The sequence below is a fragment of the Streptomyces sp. JW3 genome (assembly GCF_052216785.1).
In the GTDB taxonomy this organism is placed as follows: Bacteria; Actinomycetota; Actinomycetes; order Streptomycetales; family Streptomycetaceae; genus Streptomyces.
Genome location: NZ_JBQOUX010000010.1, coordinates 63,567 through 81,348, shown reverse-complemented (window position 1 = coordinate 81,348; position 17,782 = coordinate 63,567). Strand labels below are relative to the sequence as shown.

Annotated in this window: 19 protein-coding genes, 1 pseudogene and 1 riboswitch; of the genes and pseudogenes, 14 read left to right on the top strand and 6 right to left on the bottom strand. The window is 70.0% G+C overall.

Features of this window, described 5'->3' with window-relative positions:
* Positions 1-267: 267 nt before the first annotated feature.
* The gene (locus ACTT8P_RS06995; RefSeq protein WP_442830649.1) at positions 268-603 is read left to right on the top strand and encodes a DUF6281 family protein; all 336 of its coding nucleotides are present in this window, start codon (positions 268-270) and stop codon (positions 601-603) included.
* Positions 604-686: 83 nt separating this feature from the next.
* Here ACTT8P_RS06995 and ACTT8P_RS06990 read toward each other — a convergent pair whose 3' ends face one another.
* Positions 687-863, bottom strand: coding sequence for a DUF397 domain-containing protein (locus ACTT8P_RS06990; RefSeq protein WP_442830648.1), 177 nt, complete (start codon positions 861-863; stop codon positions 687-689).
* An 8-nt stretch (positions 864-871) separates the two neighbouring features.
* On the bottom strand, positions 872-1,708 hold the full coding sequence (locus ACTT8P_RS06985) for a helix-turn-helix domain-containing protein (protein WP_442830647.1): 837 nt from the start codon (positions 1,706-1,708) through the stop codon (positions 872-874).
* Positions 1,709-1,916: 208 nt separating this feature from the next.
* On the opposite strand from ACTT8P_RS06985, the gene ACTT8P_RS06980 reads away from it, so the two are divergent.
* The 11 genes from ACTT8P_RS06980 to ACTT8P_RS06930 all read left to right on the top strand — a co-directional run bounded on the left by ACTT8P_RS06980 (position 1,917) and on the right by ACTT8P_RS06930 (position 13,438).
* Positions 1,917-2,327 carry an ATP-binding protein gene (locus tag ACTT8P_RS06980; protein ID WP_442830646.1) on the top strand — a complete coding sequence of 137 codons (411 nt, stop codon included), beginning with the start codon at positions 1,917-1,919 and terminating at the stop codon, positions 2,325-2,327.
* A gap of 145 nt (positions 2,328-2,472) precedes the next feature.
* Complete coding sequence (locus ACTT8P_RS06975; RefSeq protein ID WP_442830645.1) at positions 2,473-4,467, top strand: tachylectin-related carbohydrate-binding protein; 1,995 nt, start codon at positions 2,473-2,475, stop codon at positions 4,465-4,467.
* A 146-nt stretch (positions 4,468-4,613) separates the two neighbouring features.
* Positions 4,614-5,273 (top strand): SurA N-terminal domain-containing protein, encoded by a 660-nt coding sequence (locus ACTT8P_RS06970; protein WP_442830644.1) that lies wholly within the window; start codon positions 4,614-4,616, stop codon positions 5,271-5,273.
* Between the two features lie 23 nt (positions 5,274-5,296).
* Positions 5,297-6,277 (top strand): nucleoside triphosphate pyrophosphohydrolase, encoded by a 981-nt coding sequence (locus tag ACTT8P_RS06965; protein WP_442830643.1) that lies wholly within the window; start codon positions 5,297-5,299, stop codon positions 6,275-6,277.
* Between the two features lie 25 nt (positions 6,278-6,302).
* Positions 6,303-7,556, top strand: a complete 1,254-nt coding sequence (locus ACTT8P_RS06960; protein WP_442830642.1) for a cytochrome P450 family protein — start codon at positions 6,303-6,305, stop codon at positions 7,554-7,556.
* A gap of 169 nt (positions 7,557-7,725) precedes the next feature.
* Entirely contained in the window at positions 7,726-8,712 is a 987-nt protein-coding gene (locus ACTT8P_RS06955) for a transglycosylase family protein (protein ID WP_442830641.1), read from the top strand.
* A 175-nt stretch (positions 8,713-8,887) separates the two neighbouring features.
* Positions 8,888-9,076: riboswitch (cyclic di-AMP (ydaO/yuaA leader) on the top strand.
* A 3-nt stretch (positions 9,077-9,079) separates the two neighbouring features.
* Positions 9,080-9,799: a transglycosylase family protein gene (locus tag ACTT8P_RS06950; RefSeq protein ID WP_442830640.1), complete on the top strand. Its 720-nt coding sequence runs from the start codon at positions 9,080-9,082 to the stop codon at positions 9,797-9,799.
* Between the two features lie 245 nt (positions 9,800-10,044).
* Entirely contained in the window at positions 10,045-11,325 is a 1,281-nt protein-coding gene (gene eno / locus ACTT8P_RS06945) for a phosphopyruvate hydratase (protein WP_442830639.1), read from the top strand.
* Positions 11,326-11,420: 95 nt separating this feature from the next.
* Entirely contained in the window at positions 11,421-11,906 is a 486-nt protein-coding gene (locus ACTT8P_RS06940) for an FtsB family cell division protein (RefSeq protein WP_442830638.1), read from the top strand.
* A gap of 30 nt (positions 11,907-11,936) precedes the next feature.
* A complete protein-coding gene (locus ACTT8P_RS06935; protein ID WP_442830637.1) occupies positions 11,937-12,470 on the top strand; it encodes a DUF501 domain-containing protein in 534 nt (177 codons plus the stop codon).
* Positions 12,467-13,438 (top strand): Ppx/GppA phosphatase family protein, encoded by a 972-nt coding sequence (locus tag ACTT8P_RS06930; RefSeq protein ID WP_442830636.1) that lies wholly within the window; start codon positions 12,467-12,469, stop codon positions 13,436-13,438. The genes ACTT8P_RS06935 and ACTT8P_RS06930 overlap by 4 nt, the downstream gene beginning before the upstream one ends.
* 106 nt (positions 13,439-13,544) lie before the next feature.
* Here ACTT8P_RS06930 and ACTT8P_RS06925 read toward each other — a convergent pair.
* The 4 genes and pseudogenes from ACTT8P_RS06925 to ACTT8P_RS06910 all read right to left on the bottom strand — a co-directional run.
* Positions 13,545-13,664: pseudogene (locus ACTT8P_RS06925) on the bottom strand (ASCH domain-containing protein); the annotation flags it as partial.
* 72 nt (positions 13,665-13,736) lie between these two features.
* Entirely contained in the window at positions 13,737-14,282 is a 546-nt protein-coding gene (locus tag ACTT8P_RS06920; RefSeq protein WP_442830635.1) for an NUDIX hydrolase, read from the bottom strand.
* A gap of 21 nt (positions 14,283-14,303) precedes the next feature.
* Positions 14,304-15,425 (bottom strand): adenosylhomocysteinase, encoded by a 1,122-nt coding sequence (locus ACTT8P_RS06915; protein ID WP_442830634.1) that lies wholly within the window; start codon positions 15,423-15,425, stop codon positions 14,304-14,306.
* An 82-nt stretch (positions 15,426-15,507) separates the two neighbouring features.
* Entirely contained in the window at positions 15,508-15,954 is a 447-nt protein-coding gene (locus ACTT8P_RS06910) for an ATP-binding protein (protein WP_442830633.1), read from the bottom strand.
* Between the two features lie 159 nt (positions 15,955-16,113).
* On the opposite strand from ACTT8P_RS06910, the gene ACTT8P_RS06905 reads away from it, so the two are divergent.
* Together ACTT8P_RS06905 and ACTT8P_RS06900 are read left to right on the top strand one after the other, a co-directional pair.
* Positions 16,114-17,364 (top strand): helix-turn-helix domain-containing protein, encoded by a 1,251-nt coding sequence (locus tag ACTT8P_RS06905; protein ID WP_442830632.1) that lies wholly within the window; start codon positions 16,114-16,116, stop codon positions 17,362-17,364.
* Positions 17,365-17,378: 14 nt separating this feature from the next.
* A complete protein-coding gene (locus ACTT8P_RS06900; protein ID WP_442830631.1) occupies positions 17,379-17,744 on the top strand; it encodes a hypothetical protein in 366 nt (121 codons plus the stop codon).
* The last annotated feature ends 38 nt before the right edge of the window (positions 17,745-17,782 follow it).

The window sequence follows — 17,782 nt, the reverse complement described above, 5'->3', positions numbered from 1 at the left end:
TGCGCCGACCGCCCGCCCTGAACTCCGTCAAGGTCATGAACCGACCCGACGGAACGAGGAGCGCCCCGATGGGGCGACAGCCCTTGACACTCGTCTTGACCACCGCGGTCGTGGCCGCACTGTCCGCCGCCTGGGCGGGGCGGGCGGCAGCGGAGAGGGCGCGGACTACGGCGCGATCAGCTGAGCGGTGCAGAACGTGTCCTCGGCGGTCAGCTGGGTGACGAGCAAGGCGACCTCGGCGGCGAAGCCGGCGGTACGGGCGTGAGGATGACCACAGTCCCCCTGACCATCACTGCCGTGGCCGTCCTGACCGCCGCCTGCACGGTGTCGGGCGGCGGTGGAGAAGCGGCGGGCTCCTGCGCGATCACGGCCACGTACGGAGGTCGGACCTACATGGATGCGGCCGACGCCGACTTCACCGTGGGCGCTGTCCTCGGTACCGCGGTGTTCCCGCCCTGTGTCGACACCCCGAACGGTCCTGACGACACGGTTCCTCGCGGACCTGCCACGGCGTACGCCGTCGCGGGCGTGGATCCGCGTACGGCCATCGCGGTGCGCTGGGACGAGGGCGAGCTGATGCTGCTTACGGTTCAGCAGGGCTGACGGGACGGCGAGGGGGTGTCCGGTGAGTGTTCGGAAATGGATGACAGTTCGGGGGGAAGTGTCATCCATTTGTTGGAGAGGGTTCAGGACTTGAGCGATCTGACGAAGGTGGTGAAGGCGACCACCGGGAAGGTGAGGGTGGGGGCGGTCGGGGCCGTCTTCGAGTCGCGTATCGCCACGTGGGTTGGGGAGTTGGCTATCTCCACGCAGGCGTTGCCGTCATCCGGACCCGAGTAGGAGGACTTGCGCCAGTTGTCCATGCCGTTCCTCACAACTCTTTCGCCAGCCGGTTGATGAAGTCGCGCGACCGTTCGGGGCTCATCGATACGGCTTCCACCTTACGGAAGCGAGCTCGGAACACGCCCAGTTGTGCCTCGCAGTCGATGAAGGCCGACCCGTAAGGCACGTCACGTACCACTGTGTCCAGCTTGGTGACGGGCCCACCCACGTACGTCATGGCACTGGTCGCCCGGGTGAATCCGTCCAGGTCGAAGGGGATGACGCGCACGGTGATGCGATCGGCCTCGGAGAGCTGCAACAGTGTGGTGAGCTGCGCCCGGGAAGCGGCGCGGTCACCGACTCTGATGCGCAAGGCAGCCTCGTGAATCACCAACTCGTACGGGCTGGTGATGCGCTGGCGCTTCAAGCGGTGCTGTACGCGTAGCTCAAGTTCTGCGGGTGTCAGTTCAGGCACCCGTGACGAGAAGATGGCGCGAGCGTACTCCTCCGTCTGCAACAGGCCGGGAACGTACAGAACCGCCACTTCGCGCTGGAACGCGGCGTGGTGCTCCAGTTCGGCAAGGTCCAGGAAAGGCGTGGGCAGCAGGCCCCGGTACTCCTCCCACCAGCCGCGCGTCCGGTCCGTGGCCATGGGAACCAGGGAGTTGACGAACTGCTCGTCGATGCAGGAGTAGTGGGACGCGAGGCGGCGCAGTCGCTCCTCGCTCACGCCCGCGAGGCCGGCTTCGATCTGGCTGATCTGGACCCTGTTCGCTCCCAGCAGTGCCGCTGCCTCGATGGTCGTGAGCCCTGCCGCTTCGCGGAGTCTGCGCAGCTCGACTCCCAAGCGCGCCTGACGTGCCGTTGGTTCACGCCTGAGGACCACAGTTGCTCCCTGGTACAGCCCGTTCGGGGTCACGTTACGCGATCAGCTTGCCACGTATTACGTGCAAGCCCTACCGTCGGTGATGCGACGCACACCCTGCGAAACACTGGGGCACCGGAAGCGCACCGCTCCGTCCTGCCATCACGGCTGCGGCAATGACACCGACCGCCCCCACTCATCCCCCACACCACACACCTGGAGCTGCGCTATGCCCGAAACCGCCCCCTGGGAGTACACCCTCTACATCCCGAACGACGTTCGCGCCGTCACCGTCAGCCGCCGCACCCTCCGCCTGATCCTGACCGTGCACGGTCTGATCCGCCTCGTCGACACCGCCGAACCGCTCGCGGCCGAGCTGGTCTCCAACGCCGTACGGCACACCAAGGGCCCCGCCGGACTCCGGCTGCGCTGGTCGGGCGGCGTGCTGCGGATCGCGGCGTGGGACACCGACCCCGAGCCGCCCGCACCGCCCCCGGCGCCCGACCGGCCCGCCGGTGAACTGGAGGACGGGCGGGGCCTGACCCTGGTGCGGGCCTGCGCCGATCTGTGGGGGTGGCAGCCGCTGGTCGAAGGCGGCAATCGAGGCAAGTTGGTGTGGTGCGAGCTGGCGGCGGCCTGACGTCGTTGTCAGTCGTTTCACTGACTGTTCAGTGGATCCACACAGGGAAACACGAGTCGTTCTCCCGTCCGACACTGCCCAGTTCACCGACCGTTGCCTAACGTCCGGTGATCAAGAGATTCGGCTCCGTGAGGGAAGGACATCGATGAGACACCCGACGCGAAGACGAGCCGGTCGCCGGCTGGCCGCATTCGTGACCGCTGCCGCCGCGCTGCCCGTCGTGGCGCTGGCGCCCACCCCCGCCCAGGCCGCCGCCGCAGTCACCTGCGCCGCCACCGGGCCCACGTACGCCGTGGACACCGCCGGCAACCTGCTGCGCCAGGCCATGCCCACCCCCCTGACCGGCGGCACGATGCCGTCGCCCAGCACCATCGACACCGGCTGGTCCGGCTACGGGCAGGTCATGGCCGGCCCGGGCGGGGAGCTGTACGGCGTCAAGGCCGACGGTCTGTACCTGAGCCGGCGCACCAGTTCCGGCACCTGGGACATCCACCACAAGAAGATCAGCAACAACTTCGGCCAGTATCAACAGGCCGCGAACCGCGACAAGATAACCGTCGACCGCGGCGGCCACATCTGGCGGCTCGACGAGAACGGCGCCCTGCGCTGGCACCAGTACTTCGCCGACACCAGCTCCTGGTATCCCGGCGGCGACAAGATCGTCGACGCTGACTGGAGCCGCTACGACGCCATCGTCGCCGGTGACGAGGGAGTGATCTACGGACGGGAAGCCGCCACCGGCTCCCTCTACCGCTCCCGCTACGACTTCACCAGCCAGCGCTGGATCGAGCGCCACGTACGGGTGAGCTACTCCGGTTGGAACACCGAGGGCGACCTGGCGTCGCTCGGCGGCGACACCCTGCTGCGCGTGATGCCGGACGGCAACCTGCGTTACTACCGCTACGACGAGGACACCGACGCCTTCGCCGTCGCCGCCAAGGTGATCGGCTCCGACCGCTGGGCCGGCTACCTCAACGTGACCGCCGCCCCCGACACCTGCGCCGTCACCACCGGCCACACCCCGGCCTCGCCCTCGATCGCGCTGGAGGGCGACGCCGCCACCAGCATCCTCCAGTCCTCCGCAGGCACCCTGGAGTACGCCTACACGGACGGCAACGGCCGGCTCGTCCACGGACGCCAGGCGGACCCGAGCGACTTCAACAGCGTCCAGTGGACCCCCATCCACGACAACGAGGCGTTCGCCGGTCAGCCGTCGCTCGCCGAGCAGGCCGACGGCCGCGTGGTGGTGACCGCCCACAACGTCAACGGCAGCGTCTGGACGCGCGACCAGGCCGCCCAGTCCAGCGCCGACTGGTCGAACTGGGTCGACCTGGCCGGCGCGATGGCCCAGCACGCCACCACGGCGAAGCTGCCGGACGGACGGCTCGTGCAGTTCTCCGTCGACGCGGAGGGCCGGCCCTGGTACCGCAGCGAGCAGGCGGCCAACGGCTATTTCATGAGCTGGCTGCCCCTGAACGGCGGCAGCCACAGCCGGCCGCTGACCGCAGTCACCGTCCGCGACGGCGTCCAGTTGTTCGGCGTCAACTCCTCCGGCTCCATCACCACCGCCCTCTTCAGCGGCGACGGCACCCTCTCGGCCTGGACCAACCTCGCCGGTACGGGCTTCACCGGTACTCCGGCGGTGGTGGTCTACCCGGGCTACCGGCTCGCCGTGTTCGCCCGGGACGCCGACGGGCACATCGTCACCGTGCGGCAGGCCACCGAGGGGGCCGCCTTCCCGGACGCCTGGTCCCAGGTCGGCGACGCCACCTTCGCCGGTGCGCCGTCCGCCGTCATCAGCCCGCTGACCGGCAACACCGAGATCGTGGCCCGCGCCGACGACGGATACATGTACAACACCGGCGAGCAGACGCCCGGCTCGGGCACCTGGCGGGCCTGGCAGCAGGAGAGCTACGAGGCGGCGGCCACCGACCCGACCGCCTTCACCTACACCAACTCCAGCGGATCCACCTGGGCCTACTCCTACCGCACCGGCACCAACCAGACCCGCGTCTACGAAGTCGCCCCGACCACCTTCGCCGCCGCCCGCTCCACCACGGCCACGGCCACGGCCACGGCACCGGCACCGGCGGCACCCGCCTTCACCGCCCACGACCTGCCCGTACCCACCGGCGGATAACCCGCGCCGGTCCGACCGGAACGCGGCGGTGCCCGACGTCCCGGTGAATCGTTGGTCCAATGGGTTGGCCGGAGCCCGCCCACTGCCTACCATCGATCACCGCAAGACTTTGTGCACCGTCGCACAATCTCCAACGGGAGGTTCCCTTGCACCGCCGCTGCCGTCGCCGTCGCTCCGCGCTCGTCCTCACCGCCGCGATCGCCGCGGCCGCACCGCTCCTCACCGCCTGCGGGAACGACGCGCACCCCGGCGCGGCGGCCGTCGTCGACGGCCGGCGGATCACCGTCGCGCAACTGGAGGACCGGGTCGACGAGGTACGGGCGGCCCAGCGCGCGGCCGTGCCCGACGAGACGCAGTACGAGCAGGCCATCGCCCGCACCGGCGGCCTCACCCGCGACACCCTCCAGAGCATGGTCCTCGACCAGGTCCTGCACCGCGCCGCCCAGGACGCCGACGTCACCGTCACCCGCAAGGAGATCCAGGGCATGCGGGCCGGGCTGGAAGGCCAGGCCGGCGGCGCCAAGGCACTGGAGACGGTCTGGCTCCAGCAGTACGGCATCGCCCCCGCGCGCGTCGACGAGAACCTCCGCCTCCAGCTGGAGGCCCAGAAGCTCGCCCAGCACCTCGGCACCGACACCGGCCAGCCCGCCTTCTGGAAGGCCCTCGCCGACACGTCGAAAAAGCTCGACATCGACCTGAACCCCCGCTACGGCACCTGGGACGTCGAGAAGAGCAGCCGCGCCGACGTGAAGACGCCCTGGGTGCGGGAGGTCACGACCGAGGCGGGAGCGCCCCGTACCGCGTGACGGGGGTGCGTTACGTTTCGGATGTGAACGCCAGCACTCCAGCCGCAGCTCCCGGCCGCATCGTCCTCCTCACCACCAGCCACCGCGTCGCCCCCGGCCTGCTGTCCTGGCCGGCCTGGCAGGCGCTGCGCGCCGCCGACCGCGTGCTGTGCGCGGACGGCGCTCACCCGCAGCTGCCGTATCTGCGCGAGGCGGGCATCCGGGTGGAGGAGGCGGTCCCGGCCGCCGAGGAACTGGTCGGCGCGTGCGCGGGCGGGCACACGGTGGTGGTCGTGGCGACCGGCGAGGGGGAGCCCGCCCTCACCGACGGCCTGGCCCGTCTTGCCGGTTCCGGCCGCCTCGCCATGCCGGAACTGGAACTGCTGCCCGCCTCCTACGACCTGCCCGGCGCCCGCCTGCTCGACCTGGTGCAGGTCATGGACCGCATCCGCGTCGAGTGCCCGTGGTCCTCGCAGCGCACCCACAAGGGGCTGGCGAAGTACGCCATCGAGGAGGCGTACGAACTCGTCGAGGCCATCGAGGACGGCGACCGCGACGAACTGCGCGAGGAACTCGGCGACGTCCTCCTCCAGGTCGTCTTCCACTCCCGGATCGCGGAGGAGGACCTGGAGTCCCCCTTCTCCATCGACGACGTGGCCGGGACCATCGTCGCCAAGCTGATCCACCGCCACCCGCACATCTTCGGCGACGAGACCGCGACCACCCCGGAGGAAGTGCGGGCGCTCTGGCTGCGCGCCAAGCAGGACGCGAAGCAGCGCACCTCCGTCACCGAGGGCGTCCCGCTCGGCCAGCCCGGCCTCGCCCTCGCCGCCAAACTGGCCTCCCGGGTGCGCACGGCTGACCTGGACGTCCCGCTGCCCCGCGGCGCGGGACTCGGCTACGAACTGCTGGCGCTGGCCGCACGCGCCGAGGCCGAGGGCGTCGACCCGGAGGCGGCCCTGCGCGCGGCGGCCCGCGCCTACCGGGACGCGATCCGGGAAGCGGAGACGCGGACGCCGAGGTGAGCGCGGGGCCGGATACGGTCGAGGCGTGACCGACCGCGCCCATCCCGCCAGCACCGCCCCCGAACTGTTCACCTGGGAGTTCGCGAGCGACCCCTACCCCGCCTACGCCTGGCTGCGCGAGCACGCCCCCGTGCACCGCACCAAGCTGCCCAGCGGGGTGGAGGCCTGGCTGGTCACCCGGTACGCCGACGCCAAGCAGGCGCTCGCCGACCCCCGGCTGTCCAAGAACCCGGCGCACCACGCCGAAGGCGCCCACGCCAAGGGCAAGACCGGCATCCCGGGCGAGCGCAAGGCCGAGCTGATGACCCATCTGCTCAACATCGACCCGCCGGACCACACCCGGCTGCGGCGACTGGTCTCCAAGGCGTTCACCCCGCGCCGCGTCGCCGAGTTCGCACCCCGCGTACAGGAACTCACCGACCGGCTCATCGACCAGTTCGCGCACACCGGCAGCGCCGACCTCATCCACGAGTTCGCCTTCCCGCTCCCCATCTACGCCATCTGCGACCTGCTCGGCGTCCCCCGCGAGGACCAGGACGACTTCCGGGACTGGGCGGGCATGATGATCCGGCACGGCGGCGGGCCCCGGGGCGGGGTCGCGCGGTCGGTGAAGAAGATGCGCGGCTACCTCGCCGACCTCATCCACCGCAAGCGCGCCGACCCGGGCGACGACCTGATCTCGGGCCTGATCCGCGCCTCCGACCACGGCGAGCACCTCACCGAGAACGAGGCCGCCGCGATGGCCTTCATCCTCCTCTTCGCCGGCTTCGAGACCACCGTCAACCTCATCGGCAACGGCACGTACGCCCTGCTCACCCACCCCGAGCAGCGCCGCCGCCTCCAGGACTCCCTCGCCGCCGGGGAACGCGGCCTGCTGGCGACCGGCGTCGAGGAACTCCTGCGCTACGACGGTCCGGTCGAGCTGGCCACCTGGCGGTTCGCCACCCGGCCGCTGACCCTCGCGGGCCAGGACATCGCCGTCGGCGACCCGGTGCTCGTCGTGCTCGCCGCCGCCGACCGGGACCCGGCCCGCTTCACCGACCCGGACACCCTCGACCTCTCCCGCCGCGACAGCCAGCACCTCGGCTACGGCCACGGCATCCACTACTGCCTCGGCGCCCCGCTGGCCCGGCTGGAGGGGCAGACCGCGCTCGCCACGCTCCTGACCCGGCTGCCCGACCTGAGTTTGGCCGCCGACCCGGCCGAACTGCGCTGGCGCGGCGGCCTCATCATGCGCGGTCTGCGCACCCTGCCGGTGGCGTTCACCTCGGTCGCCTGAAGAGACCGTCGCAACCGCAAAGGTGACACGCAGTCACCTCTGTGATCTCCATGTGATCTACACGGCATGAACTTGTGATGAGTGATCGTATGCCTATACGTTCACGGATCAGCGCGGCACCGAGCATCAATCGCCGTGCGGGCCCTGCTGTCTTGTGAAAGGTCTCCGCATGCTCTCCGGGAACGGCCGACACCGTCGCCCCCGCCAGGCCCCGGCCCTGGTCGTCGCTGCCGGAGTCACCGGCTCCGCCATCGCGATCCCGCTCCTCGGAGCCACCGGCGCGCACGCGGCCGACGGTACGACCTGGGACCGTGTCGCCGAGTGCGAGACCGGCGGCGCATGGAGCCAGAACGGCGGCAACGGCTACTACGGCGGTTTGCAGATGTCCCAGGAGGACTGGGAGGCGTACGGCGGCCTCGCCTACGCCACCAGCGCCGACCAGGCCAGCCGCTCCCAGCAGATCCGGGTGGCCGAGAAGGTCCTGGCGGCCCAGGGCATCGCCGCCTGGCCGACCTGCGGGCTGCTGGCGGGCCTGGACGGCAGCGCCTCGGACGATTCATCCAGTTCGTCTGATTCCTCCACCTCGTCCGACGCGACCGACTCGTCCGACGCGACCGACGCGACCGACTCGACCGACTCCGACTCCTCGGCGTCCCCGTCGGCCACCGAGTCCACCGACTCCCCCACCGACTCCTCGGACAGCGGCGACGAATCACCCAAGTCCGACACTTCATCCAAATCCGCCTCGCCCACCGACGAGGCGAGCGACGAGCCCACCACCAAGAGTGACACCGCGGGCATCGGTGACAGCGCCGACAACCTCGAACCCGCTCCTGGCACTTCGAGCCTCACCGACACCGGCGCCGGCCGGCACCGGGGCGGCAGCGCGGACGACGAGACGGCGAGCGGCCGTTCCGAGTCGGCCTCCGGGCGGCACGCCTCGCGTGACGACGAGACGGCGCGGGACGCGGGCGACGGGACGTACACCGTGCGGGCCGGCGACAACCTGTGGGCCATCGCCGACTCCCTTGACCTCGCCGGGGGATGGTCCTCCCTCTACGCCGAGAACAAGGACACCGTCGGCGCCGACCCCGACCACATCCTGCCCGGTCAGAAGCTTGCTGTTGGGGTCGAACCGGTCGAAAAGCAGCGGTAGTTCACGTCACGGTTCGGGCTGAATGTCCGTATTAAACGCCGTGAGAGATAGGTCTCAGAAGCCCTGATCGTCTTTGTAAATCCGCCCGGGTCCTGTCTACGGTCAGGACCGCTCGCCATCGCGGGCCCCGGCCGCCGCAACGCCGAATCCTGCCAGCGGCAGCCCGGGAACAGTCGTCGCGCAAGCGCCGCAGGCAGGAGCGGGGGACCCAAGGTAGGCGCCGCACCGGGCAGTTGAGCCGGAGCGGCTAGGGGTGAAGCCGTGTCCGTGCGTAATACGCAAGTGAGTACGCACGTGACACGGCCGGGCAACCGAACCGGCCCGAACCCGACAGCTCACCTCGCAGGCGTCGGTGAGGGGATCAACCATGCTGTTTTCCAGCAAGGGCAAGCACCGCCGTCCGTCCAAGGCCACTCGTGTCATCGCCATAGCCGGCGTGACCGGTGCCGCCGTCGCCGCCCCGCTGATGGCGGCCGGCAGCGCCTCCGCCGCCTCCGAGTCCGAGTGGGACACCGTCGCCCAGTGCGAGTCGGGCGGCAACTGGTCCATCAACACCGGCAACGGCTACTACGGCGGGCTCCAGTTCTCCGCCTCCACCTGGGCGGCCTACGGCGGCACGCAGTACGCCTCCACCGCCGACCAGGCCAGCAAGAGCCAGCAGATCCAGGTCGCCGAGAAGGTGCTCGCGGCGCAGGGCAAGGGCGCCTGGCCGAGCTGCGGCACCGGCCTGTCGGGGGCCGGCGGCTACACCGGCTCCTCCGACGAGAGCGACAGCCAGAGCAGCGGCTCCAACAGCTCCAGCGGCTCCACCGAGACCCGTGAGACCCAGGAGCAGCCGGCCTCCCGCTCCCAGGAGCGCCCGGCGGCCGAGACCACGCAGAAGTCCGACAAGACCGTCACCACCCCGACCGGCAAGAAGGTCGAGAAGGGGGACGGCGAGTACAAGGTGGTCAAGGGCGACACCCTCAGCTCGATCGCCGAGGCGCACGACGTCGACGGCGGCTGGGCGAAGCTGTTCAAGCTGAACGGCGACATCGTCGACGACGCCGACCTGATCTACCCGGGCCAGCAGCTGCACCTGAAGTAGCCCCCGAAGTAAGCGGCGCGAAGCTCCCCGCCCCGGTGCGTGTTCCCCCGTACGCACCGGGGCGGGGTCATGTCCGGTTCGCGGAGCGCTTTTGTTCCGTTCGGAAACAATTTACTCTCGGTTCTGTCCAACGGGTGGGTGACCGGCTGGCCGATCGCCCCGGGCCGGTTAGGCTCGTCCCGCAGAGCCGCGCGTACCGCGCACCCGCGTCACACAGAAGCGTCACATTGAAGAAGGAGATGCTCGTGCCGTCCATCGACGTCGTCGTAGCCCGGGAAATCCTGGACTCCCGAGGCAACCCCACGGTCGAGGTCGAGGTCGGCCTCGACGACGGCAGCACGGGTCGTGCCGCCGTTCCGTCCGGCGCCTCCACCGGTGCCTTCGAGGCCATCGAACTCCGTGACGGCGATGCCAACCGTTACCTCGGCAAGGGCGTGGAGAAGGCCGTCCTCGCCGTCATCGAGCAGATCGGCCCGGAGCTGGTCGGCTACGACGCCACCGAGCAGCGGCTGATCGACCAGGCCATGTTCGACCTGGACGCCACCGACAACAAGGGCTCGCTCGGCGCCAACGCCATCCTCGGCGTCTCGCTCGCCGTCGCGCACGCCGCCTCCGAGGCCAGCGACCTCCCCCTCTTCCGCTACCTGGGCGGCCCGAACGCGCACCTGCTGCCCGTTCCGATGATGAACATCCTGAACGGCGGCTCGCACGCCGACTCCAACGTGGACATCCAGGAGTTCATGATCGCGCCGATCGGCGCCGAGTCCTTCTCCGAGGCGCTGCGCTGGGGCGCCGAGGTCTACCACACGCTGAAGAAGGTCCTGAAGAACAAGGGCCTGTCCACCGGTCTCGGCGACGAGGGCGGCTTCGCCCCGAACCTGGAGTCGAACCGCGCCGCGCTCGACCTCATCCTCGAAGCGATCAAGGAAGCCGGTTACACCCCCGGCGAGCAGATCGCCCTGGCCCTGGACGTGGCCGCCTCCGAGTTCTACAAGGACGGCGTCTACTCCTTCGAGGGCAAGGAGCGCACCGCCGCCGAGATGACGGACTACTACGCCGAGCTGGTCGAGGCGTACCCGCTGGTCTCCATCGAGGACCCGCTGTTCGAGGACGACTGGGACGGCTGGAAGACCATCACCGAGCGCCTCGGCGACCAGGTCCAGCTGGTCGGCGACGACCTGTTCGTCACCAACCCGGAGCGCCTGGCCCGCGGCATCGAGGAGAACGCGGCCAACGCGCTGCTGGTCAAGGTCAACCAGATCGGCTCGCTGACCGAGACCCTGGACGCCGTGGAGCTGGCCCAGCGCAACGGCTTCAAGTGCATGATGTCGCACCGCTCCGGCGAGACCGAGGACGTCACCATCGCCGACCTCGCCGTCGCCACCAACTGCGGCCAGATCAAGACCGGCGCCCCGGCCCGCTCCGAGCGCGTCGCCAAGTACAACCAGCTGCTGCGCATCGAGGAGATCCTCGACGACGCGGCGGTGTACGCCGGCCGTTCGGCGTTCCCCCGCTTCAAGGGCTGACCGCCCCTCAGTAGGCAGCGTCGTACGTACGTCCCCGTACCCGGTCCCGTACCGTGTGCGGGGACGTACGCGCGTGCACGGGAGGCGGAAGAGCGATGGCCGTGAAGGACCGGGACCGTTTCTCCACCGCGACCCGCATCCGGGCGCTGGGGGAGCAGACGGCGGCCCGGGTCTACCGCTCGCAGACCAAGCGCCAGGCCCGCCGCTCCCGGCTGACCGGCCGGGCCGCGCTGCTGGTGATGGTGATCTGCTCCCTGGTCGTGGTGCTCGCCTACCCGATACGGCAGTACGTCGCCCAGCGCGCCGAGATCGCCGACCTCCAGCGGGAGAAGCAGGAGGCCCGGCAGCGGGTCGAGGACCTGCGCGACCTCAAGGCCCGCTGGCAGGACGACGCCTACGCCGAGCAGCAGATCCGGCTGCGGCTGCACTATGTGATGCCGGGGGAGACGGGCTTCGTCGTCATCGACCCGGGCACGGCGAAGCAGTCCCGGGCCGGACTCGGCGCGGCCGGCCGGCCCTGGTACCGCACCGTCTGGGACGGGGTCGACAAGGCCGACGCCGCCACCAGCCACCACCAGTAGGACCCACAGGAAGACCGACAGAAGCCAGTCATGCACACGCCCCCGCCGCCCACCCCGCGCACCGAGCCCACCGACGCGGACGTCGAGGCGTTCCGGCAGCAGCTCGGCCGTCCGCCGCGCGGCCTGCGCGCGATCGCGCACCGGTGCCCCTGCGGGCAGCCGGACGTCGTGGAGACCGCCCCCCGGCTGCCCGACGGGACGCCGTTCCCGACGCTGTACTACCTGACGTGCCCCAAGGCGGCTTCCGCGATCGGCACCCTTGAGGCCAACGGGGTGATGAAGGAGATGACCGAGCGGCTCGCCACCGACCCGGAGCTGGCCGCCGCGTACCGCGCCGCGCACGAGGACTACATCCGGCGCCGCGACGAGATCGAGGAGCTGACCGGCTTCCCGAGCGCGGGCGGCATGCCGGACCGGGTCAAGTGCCTGCACGTCCTGGTCGCCCACTCGCTGGCCGCCGGGCCCGGGGTGAACCCGCTGGGCGACGAGGCGATCGAGATGCTGCCCGAGTGGTGGCGCAAGGGCCCGTGCGTGAGCACCGCCCGAGGGGAGGACGAGAAGTGACCCGGGTAGCCGCCGTCGACTGCGGTACGAACTCCATCCGCCTGCTGGTCGCGGACGCCGACCCGGCCACCGGCACGCTCACCGACCTGGACCGCCGGATGACGATCGTCCGCCTGGGCCAGGGCGTCGACCGCACCGGCCGCCTCGCCCCGGAGGCGCTGGAGCGGACCTTCGCCGCGTGCCGCGAGTACGCGTCGGTCATCAAGGAGCACGGCGCCGAACGGGTCCGCTTCGTGGCCACCTCCGCCTCCCGGGACGCCGAGAACCGCGCCGACTTCGTCCGCGGCGTCCTGGACATCCTCGGCGTCGAACCCGAGGTGATCACCGGCGACCAGGAGGCCGAGTTCTCCTTCACCGGCGCCACCAGGGAACTGACCGGCCGCACCGACCTGCACCGGCCCTTCCTGGTGGTGGACATCGGCGGCGGCTCGACGGAGTTCGTCGTCGGCGACGACCAGGTCCGCGCCGCCCGCTCGGTCGACGTGGGCTGCGTCCGGATGACCGAACGGCACCTGGTGGCGGACGGGGCGGTCACCGACCCGCCCGCGGAGGAGCAGATCGCGGCGATGCGGGCGGACATCGAGGCGGCCCTCGACCTCGCCGGGCAGACCGTCCCGCTGGCCGAGGCCCGCACCCTGGTCGGCCTGGCCGGCTCGGTGACGACGATCTCGGCGATCGCCCAGAACCTCCCGGCGTACGACTCGACGGCCATCCACCACTCCCGGATCACCCGCGCCCAGGTCGACGAGATCACCACCCGCCTCCTGCACTCCACCCACGCCGAACGGGCCGCGATCCCGTCCATGCACCCGGGCCGCGTCGACGTGATCGGCGCGGGCGCGCTGGTCCTGCGGACCATCATGGAACGGACCGGCGCGGCGGAGGTCGTGGTCAGCGAGCACGACATCCTGGACGGGATCGCGTTCAGCGTGGCAGAAGAGATCGAAGAGGGTACAGCGAGGGACTGACCTGCGCGCATGCGCAGAGATCAGACACACCACGGCCCCGGTGCCCTACTCGGCGGAACCGGGACCGTCGGCCCGTCATGGGAACGTTGACCGGTCCCTCGCCGTCGAGGTCGGCAAGGTGCGGGTACTTGACCCGTACCTCGGTCGTCTTCTGACCGGCGGCGACCAGGCCGAAGTACCGGCGGTAGACGTTGAACTCGCGGATGCGAGCGCTGGTGTCTGTCATGGGGCGGCAACGCTCCTGACTGAGTACCGGTCATCATCGGGGTGCTGTCCGGCGGATTGTGAAAGAAGGACGCTATCGCGCGGCGTTCATCACACGGGTACGCAGCGGTCCGGCCGCCAGTGTGCGGGCGGGCCGCCAGGAGTAGGCAGTGACCTCTTCCTCCTGCAACTCGACCAGGTCTGCCGTGGTCCGGAAGAGGTAGCGGAAGTCGAAGTGGAGATGTTCGGGTTCGCCCTTTGCGGGGTTCGCCGGGATCGCGTGCGTGTCGATGTGCAGTGGCAGGCCACCTTCGGGCGTGACGCGGTAGGGGCTGATCCCGGTCTCTTCGGCCAGTTCCCGCAGGGCCGCGTCCATGAGTGTCGGGTCGTCGTCCTCGATGTGCCCGCCGGGCAGCAGCCACGTCCGCAGCGCCCGATGCTCGATGGTGAGGACACAGCCATCAGGACGTAGCACGGCAGCACCGGCCGTGGTGTGGCCGTGGAACTCTTTCCGTGACGTAACCGAGTCGCCCACCCGGCCGAGCGTCGCGACCAGTGCGGACAGGGCAGCCCACTCGTCGGGGTACTCGGCGAGGTAGGCGTCGACCGTCTCGCGTACCTGCAGTGCCGTGATCGGCATGGTTGCTCCGTTCCCGTTGCGCTATCGGTTGTAGTAGCTCAGCCACGTCGCCGCGATGGCTGTGCGATCGCTGGCGGCGGCCTCGTGCATACCGGGTCCGAGGCCGCCGCGGGACAGCATCCGGATGCCGGCGAGGATCTCGGACTGTACGAGGAAGATGAAGGGCCCGACATGGGCGCCGTGCAGGAAGTTGACGGCGTTTCCCCCATTGAGCAGGTAGAAGTAGTGGCCGGTCGTCGAGTAGCGGGTGACGTGCTCACCCTGCGGCGCCCGCTGGTAGACGCGGGGGAGTGCCGCGAGGTCGAGTTCGTCCTCGGACGATGTCACGGTCGCGACGTACGCTCCGTTCCGCAGTGTGGCGAAGTCCTCGCCGCGCAGGGATACGGCCCCGGTGGCGCACAGTACGAGGCCGGCGCCACGCAGGGCGGTGTCTCGGTCGCGTGCCACGGTGAAGCCCTGCGAGAGGGCCTGTGTCTGCCGTACGGGGTCTACGTCGTGCACGGTGACCTGGACGCCCTTGGCATGCAGCAGCCGGGCGATGGAAGAGCCGAGCTTGCCGAACCCGATCACGAGGGCGGGCCGACCGTGCAGAATGTCGCCGCGGCCGCGCATGAGCGCTTCGGCGGAGAACACGACCGACTGCCCCACGAGGAAGTCCTCGGGATCTTTGAGCGGGGAACGGGCGACGGAGACGACGGGACAGGGCAGCTTGTCGTGGTCGGCGTACCGGCGGTGTCCGTTCTCGGTGTCCTCGACGACGCCGAGCACGCGTCCGGAGAAGCGGTCGCACAGGGCGTCGATGGACGGGGCGAAATACCCGCCCACATCGAGTAGAACGACGGACTCGCCGGCCGCGCGCGACTCCAGGTACTCGACTGCCGTATCCGGGTTCTCGAACAGCTCGCGCGACAGGGAATCGCAGGGCGTCACCTTTTCGACCGCGCGGAGAGCGGCCGGGTCGATGGACTTCGGCTTGGGCAGGACGGCCCGAAGGGTGCTTGACACGCCCACCGCGTGGACGAAAGCGGGGCGCTCGGGCAGAAGATGCGTGATCAGAACGGACGACGGGCGCTCTGCCGGAGCAAAGGCATCCGCGACGCGCGCGAAATAGGCGTCAAGCCGAGCACGCTCGAACTGTTCCATGGGCTTGCTTCCCTTGTTGAGGGTTGAGGCGGGGCAGGTTGGCGAGGAGCGGTTCATCGACAGCGGCGGACGCGAAAGGCGGCTATGACGCGTGAAGCTCGGCCCATACGGCTTTTCCCGTAGTGGTGTCACGTGCCCCCCACCCTCCGAGGCACAGGGCGTCGACGAGCGTCAGCCCGCGTCCGGAAACGTCGTCGTAGGCGGCGGTGCGCATGCAGGGGTGCCGACGGACGGAGTCGTGAACCTCGATGCGAGTGCGACAGTCATCGGCGTCGATCGTCAAGCGGAGCAGGTCCCCGGGGACGCCGCCATGACATACGGCGTTGGTGACGAGTTCACTTGCGACCAGCACTACTTGGTCAAGGTGGTCCTCGCTGGCATCAGGAGCGTTGACGGCGAGGTACTCGCAGACGAAAAGCCGTGCCTCGGCGGCTGCTTCGGGCCGGCAGCGCAGAAACAGGATGTGAGGGAAAGGCACATGCACGAGGGCTTGCGAGATGGAGGGGGTGGTCCACCTGTCGAGGGACATCGGCCGTCCTTTGTGGCTTCCTGGTCCGAATTGACACTTTCAAGGGAACCGCAGCGGCCCGGACGTGACCACGGCAGTGATGCGGCACTCTTGACGCACATCTGATGCACGGGCGCCGGACGAGGTGCCGACCGGGTCCGGCGGGGGAAGGAAAACGGCGTGACTCTCAAAGACCGGCGAAAAGCGCTGGGCTACAGTCAAGAGGGGATGGCCACCGCGCTGGGCGTCGACCGCACAACGGTCGGCAGGTGGGACCGCGGAGAGACCGAGCCGCAACCGGAGTACCGCCCCAGGATGGCCGCCTTGCTGCACGTCGACCTTCTGACGCTCGACGCTCTGATCAAAGAATCATCACGGTCCCCGGAACCGGATGCGGGGGCGCCGTCGCACGACGCCTACGGCCCGGGGGAAGAAGACATGATCCGACGTGAGTTCATGCGCGTCCTGGCGGTGGCCGGAGCGCTTGTCGCCCTGCCCGCAGACGAGGCCGGCGTCCTCGCGGAGGATGCCGCGCGCGACGATGCGGCCGGGTATCTGCGCATGAACGACCACCTCTGGCAGGTGTACCAACTCGCCCGTTCCAAGGACTCCGTACGACCGGTGGTCACCGGGCAGCTCGCAGCTTTGAACGAGAGTCTCTCTGACCGCCCGTCGACTCCTGCCTCCCTGTGCGTAGCGGCGGGCGACCTGTTCCAGCTCGCGGGCGAACTGGCGTTCGACCGGAATCGCCATACGGAAGCGGCGGCGGCGTACTCGCTCGCTGCCTCGGCAAGCAAGGAAGCCAGGGCGTTCGACCTGTGGGCCTGCGCCTTGGTCCGGCACGCTTACGTGGAGACGGCGGGCGGCCGGTACCGCGAGGCCGTCGGGCTGCTGTCGGTGGCCGAGCGAGTGGCCCAGCGCGGTGATCACTCTCTGTCCACACGGCAGTGGGTTGCGGCCGTACGGGCTGAGGCGTACGCCGGGCTGGGGGATCTGGCGGAGTGCGAGCGTGCCCTCGACGAGGCCGAGGAGGTGGTGCACCTCGGTGATCATGCCTACAACAGCGGGTGGCTCCGGTTCGACGGATCGCGTCTGGCCGAGGAGCGTGGCGCCAGGTACGTGCAACTGGGCCGACTCGACAAGGCGGAGGCCGCGCTCGACGTCGCGCTGAAGCAACTCGCGTCGGCCCGGAGGCAGTCGTTCCGGCGGCGTGGCGCCGTGCTCGTGGACCTCGCCGCTCTCGGGGCCAAGCGGCGGGACATCGACCAGATACTCACCTGTGCGACCGAGGCGCTGCGCCTCGCCCGGCAGTCTTCGTCCGGGTACATCGCCCATAGACTTCGAGCGCTACCGGCTGAAATCGGGGCACTGGCCGACGATCGCCGCGTCGCTGAGCTGAGCGCCGAGATCGCCGCATTGAGCGGAACGTGACGAGAGGGGTCGCTGTGACGAATGTCGAGGGTGCCCGGCTGTTTCGCGAGTCCTGGATCGTGGGGGTGCGCAAGCACTTCCCGGGTGAGCCGAAAGCCGGGTACGTGACGGAGTGGGACGCGACACCGGAGTGGGAGCGGCAGGCCGCGGGTGCCGTGTACGAGCAGGTCCGGCAGTTCCTTGAGGTGAGCGACGGGCACGCCGGCCGGCTGAGCCGTGAGCAGAAGGGCCGGTTCGTCGCGATCGCCTGGACGGCGCAGATGTACAAGCACTTCGGGGATCCGAAGCCGGGATACGTGGCCGATTGGGCGGCCCTTCCCGAGTGGCAGCGGGAGACGGACGCGGACATCTTCGAGGCGATCGAGGACGCGGTCGGCTGACGCGACGTCCCGAGCGAGCGGTGCTGGGCGTACGCCGT

Excerpts from the sequence above, each read along its gene's own strand:
- ACTT8P_RS06975 (WP_442830645.1), top strand. The coding sequence starts at position 2,473 with ATGAGACACCCGACGCGAAGACGAGCCGGTCGCCGGCTGGCCGCATTC.
- ACTT8P_RS06955 (WP_442830641.1), top strand. The coding sequence starts at position 7,726 with ATGCTCTCCGGGAACGGCCGACACCGTCGCCCCCGCCAGGCCCCGGCC.
- ACTT8P_RS06915 (WP_442830634.1), bottom strand. The coding sequence starts at position 15,425 with ATGGAACAGTTCGAGCGTGCTCGGCTTGACGCCTATTTCGCGCGCGTC.
- ACTT8P_RS06980 (WP_442830646.1), top strand. The coding sequence starts at position 1,917 with ATGCCCGAAACCGCCCCCTGGGAGTACACCCTCTACATCCCGAACGAC.
- ACTT8P_RS06950 (WP_442830640.1), top strand. The coding sequence starts at position 9,080 with ATGCTGTTTTCCAGCAAGGGCAAGCACCGCCGTCCGTCCAAGGCCACT.
- ACTT8P_RS06920 (WP_442830635.1), bottom strand. The coding sequence starts at position 14,282 with ATGCCGATCACGGCACTGCAGGTACGCGAGACGGTCGACGCCTACCTC.
- ACTT8P_RS06990 (WP_442830648.1), bottom strand. The coding sequence starts at position 863 with ATGGACAACTGGCGCAAGTCCTCCTACTCGGGTCCGGATGACGGCAAC.
- ACTT8P_RS06935 (WP_442830637.1), top strand. The coding sequence starts at position 11,937 with ATGCACACGCCCCCGCCGCCCACCCCGCGCACCGAGCCCACCGACGCG.
- ACTT8P_RS06995 (WP_442830649.1), top strand. The coding sequence starts at position 268 with ATGACCACAGTCCCCCTGACCATCACTGCCGTGGCCGTCCTGACCGCC.
- ACTT8P_RS06940 (WP_442830638.1), top strand. The coding sequence starts at position 11,421 with ATGGCCGTGAAGGACCGGGACCGTTTCTCCACCGCGACCCGCATCCGG.
- ACTT8P_RS06910 (WP_442830633.1), bottom strand. The coding sequence starts at position 15,954 with ATGTCCCTCGACAGGTGGACCACCCCCTCCATCTCGCAAGCCCTCGTG.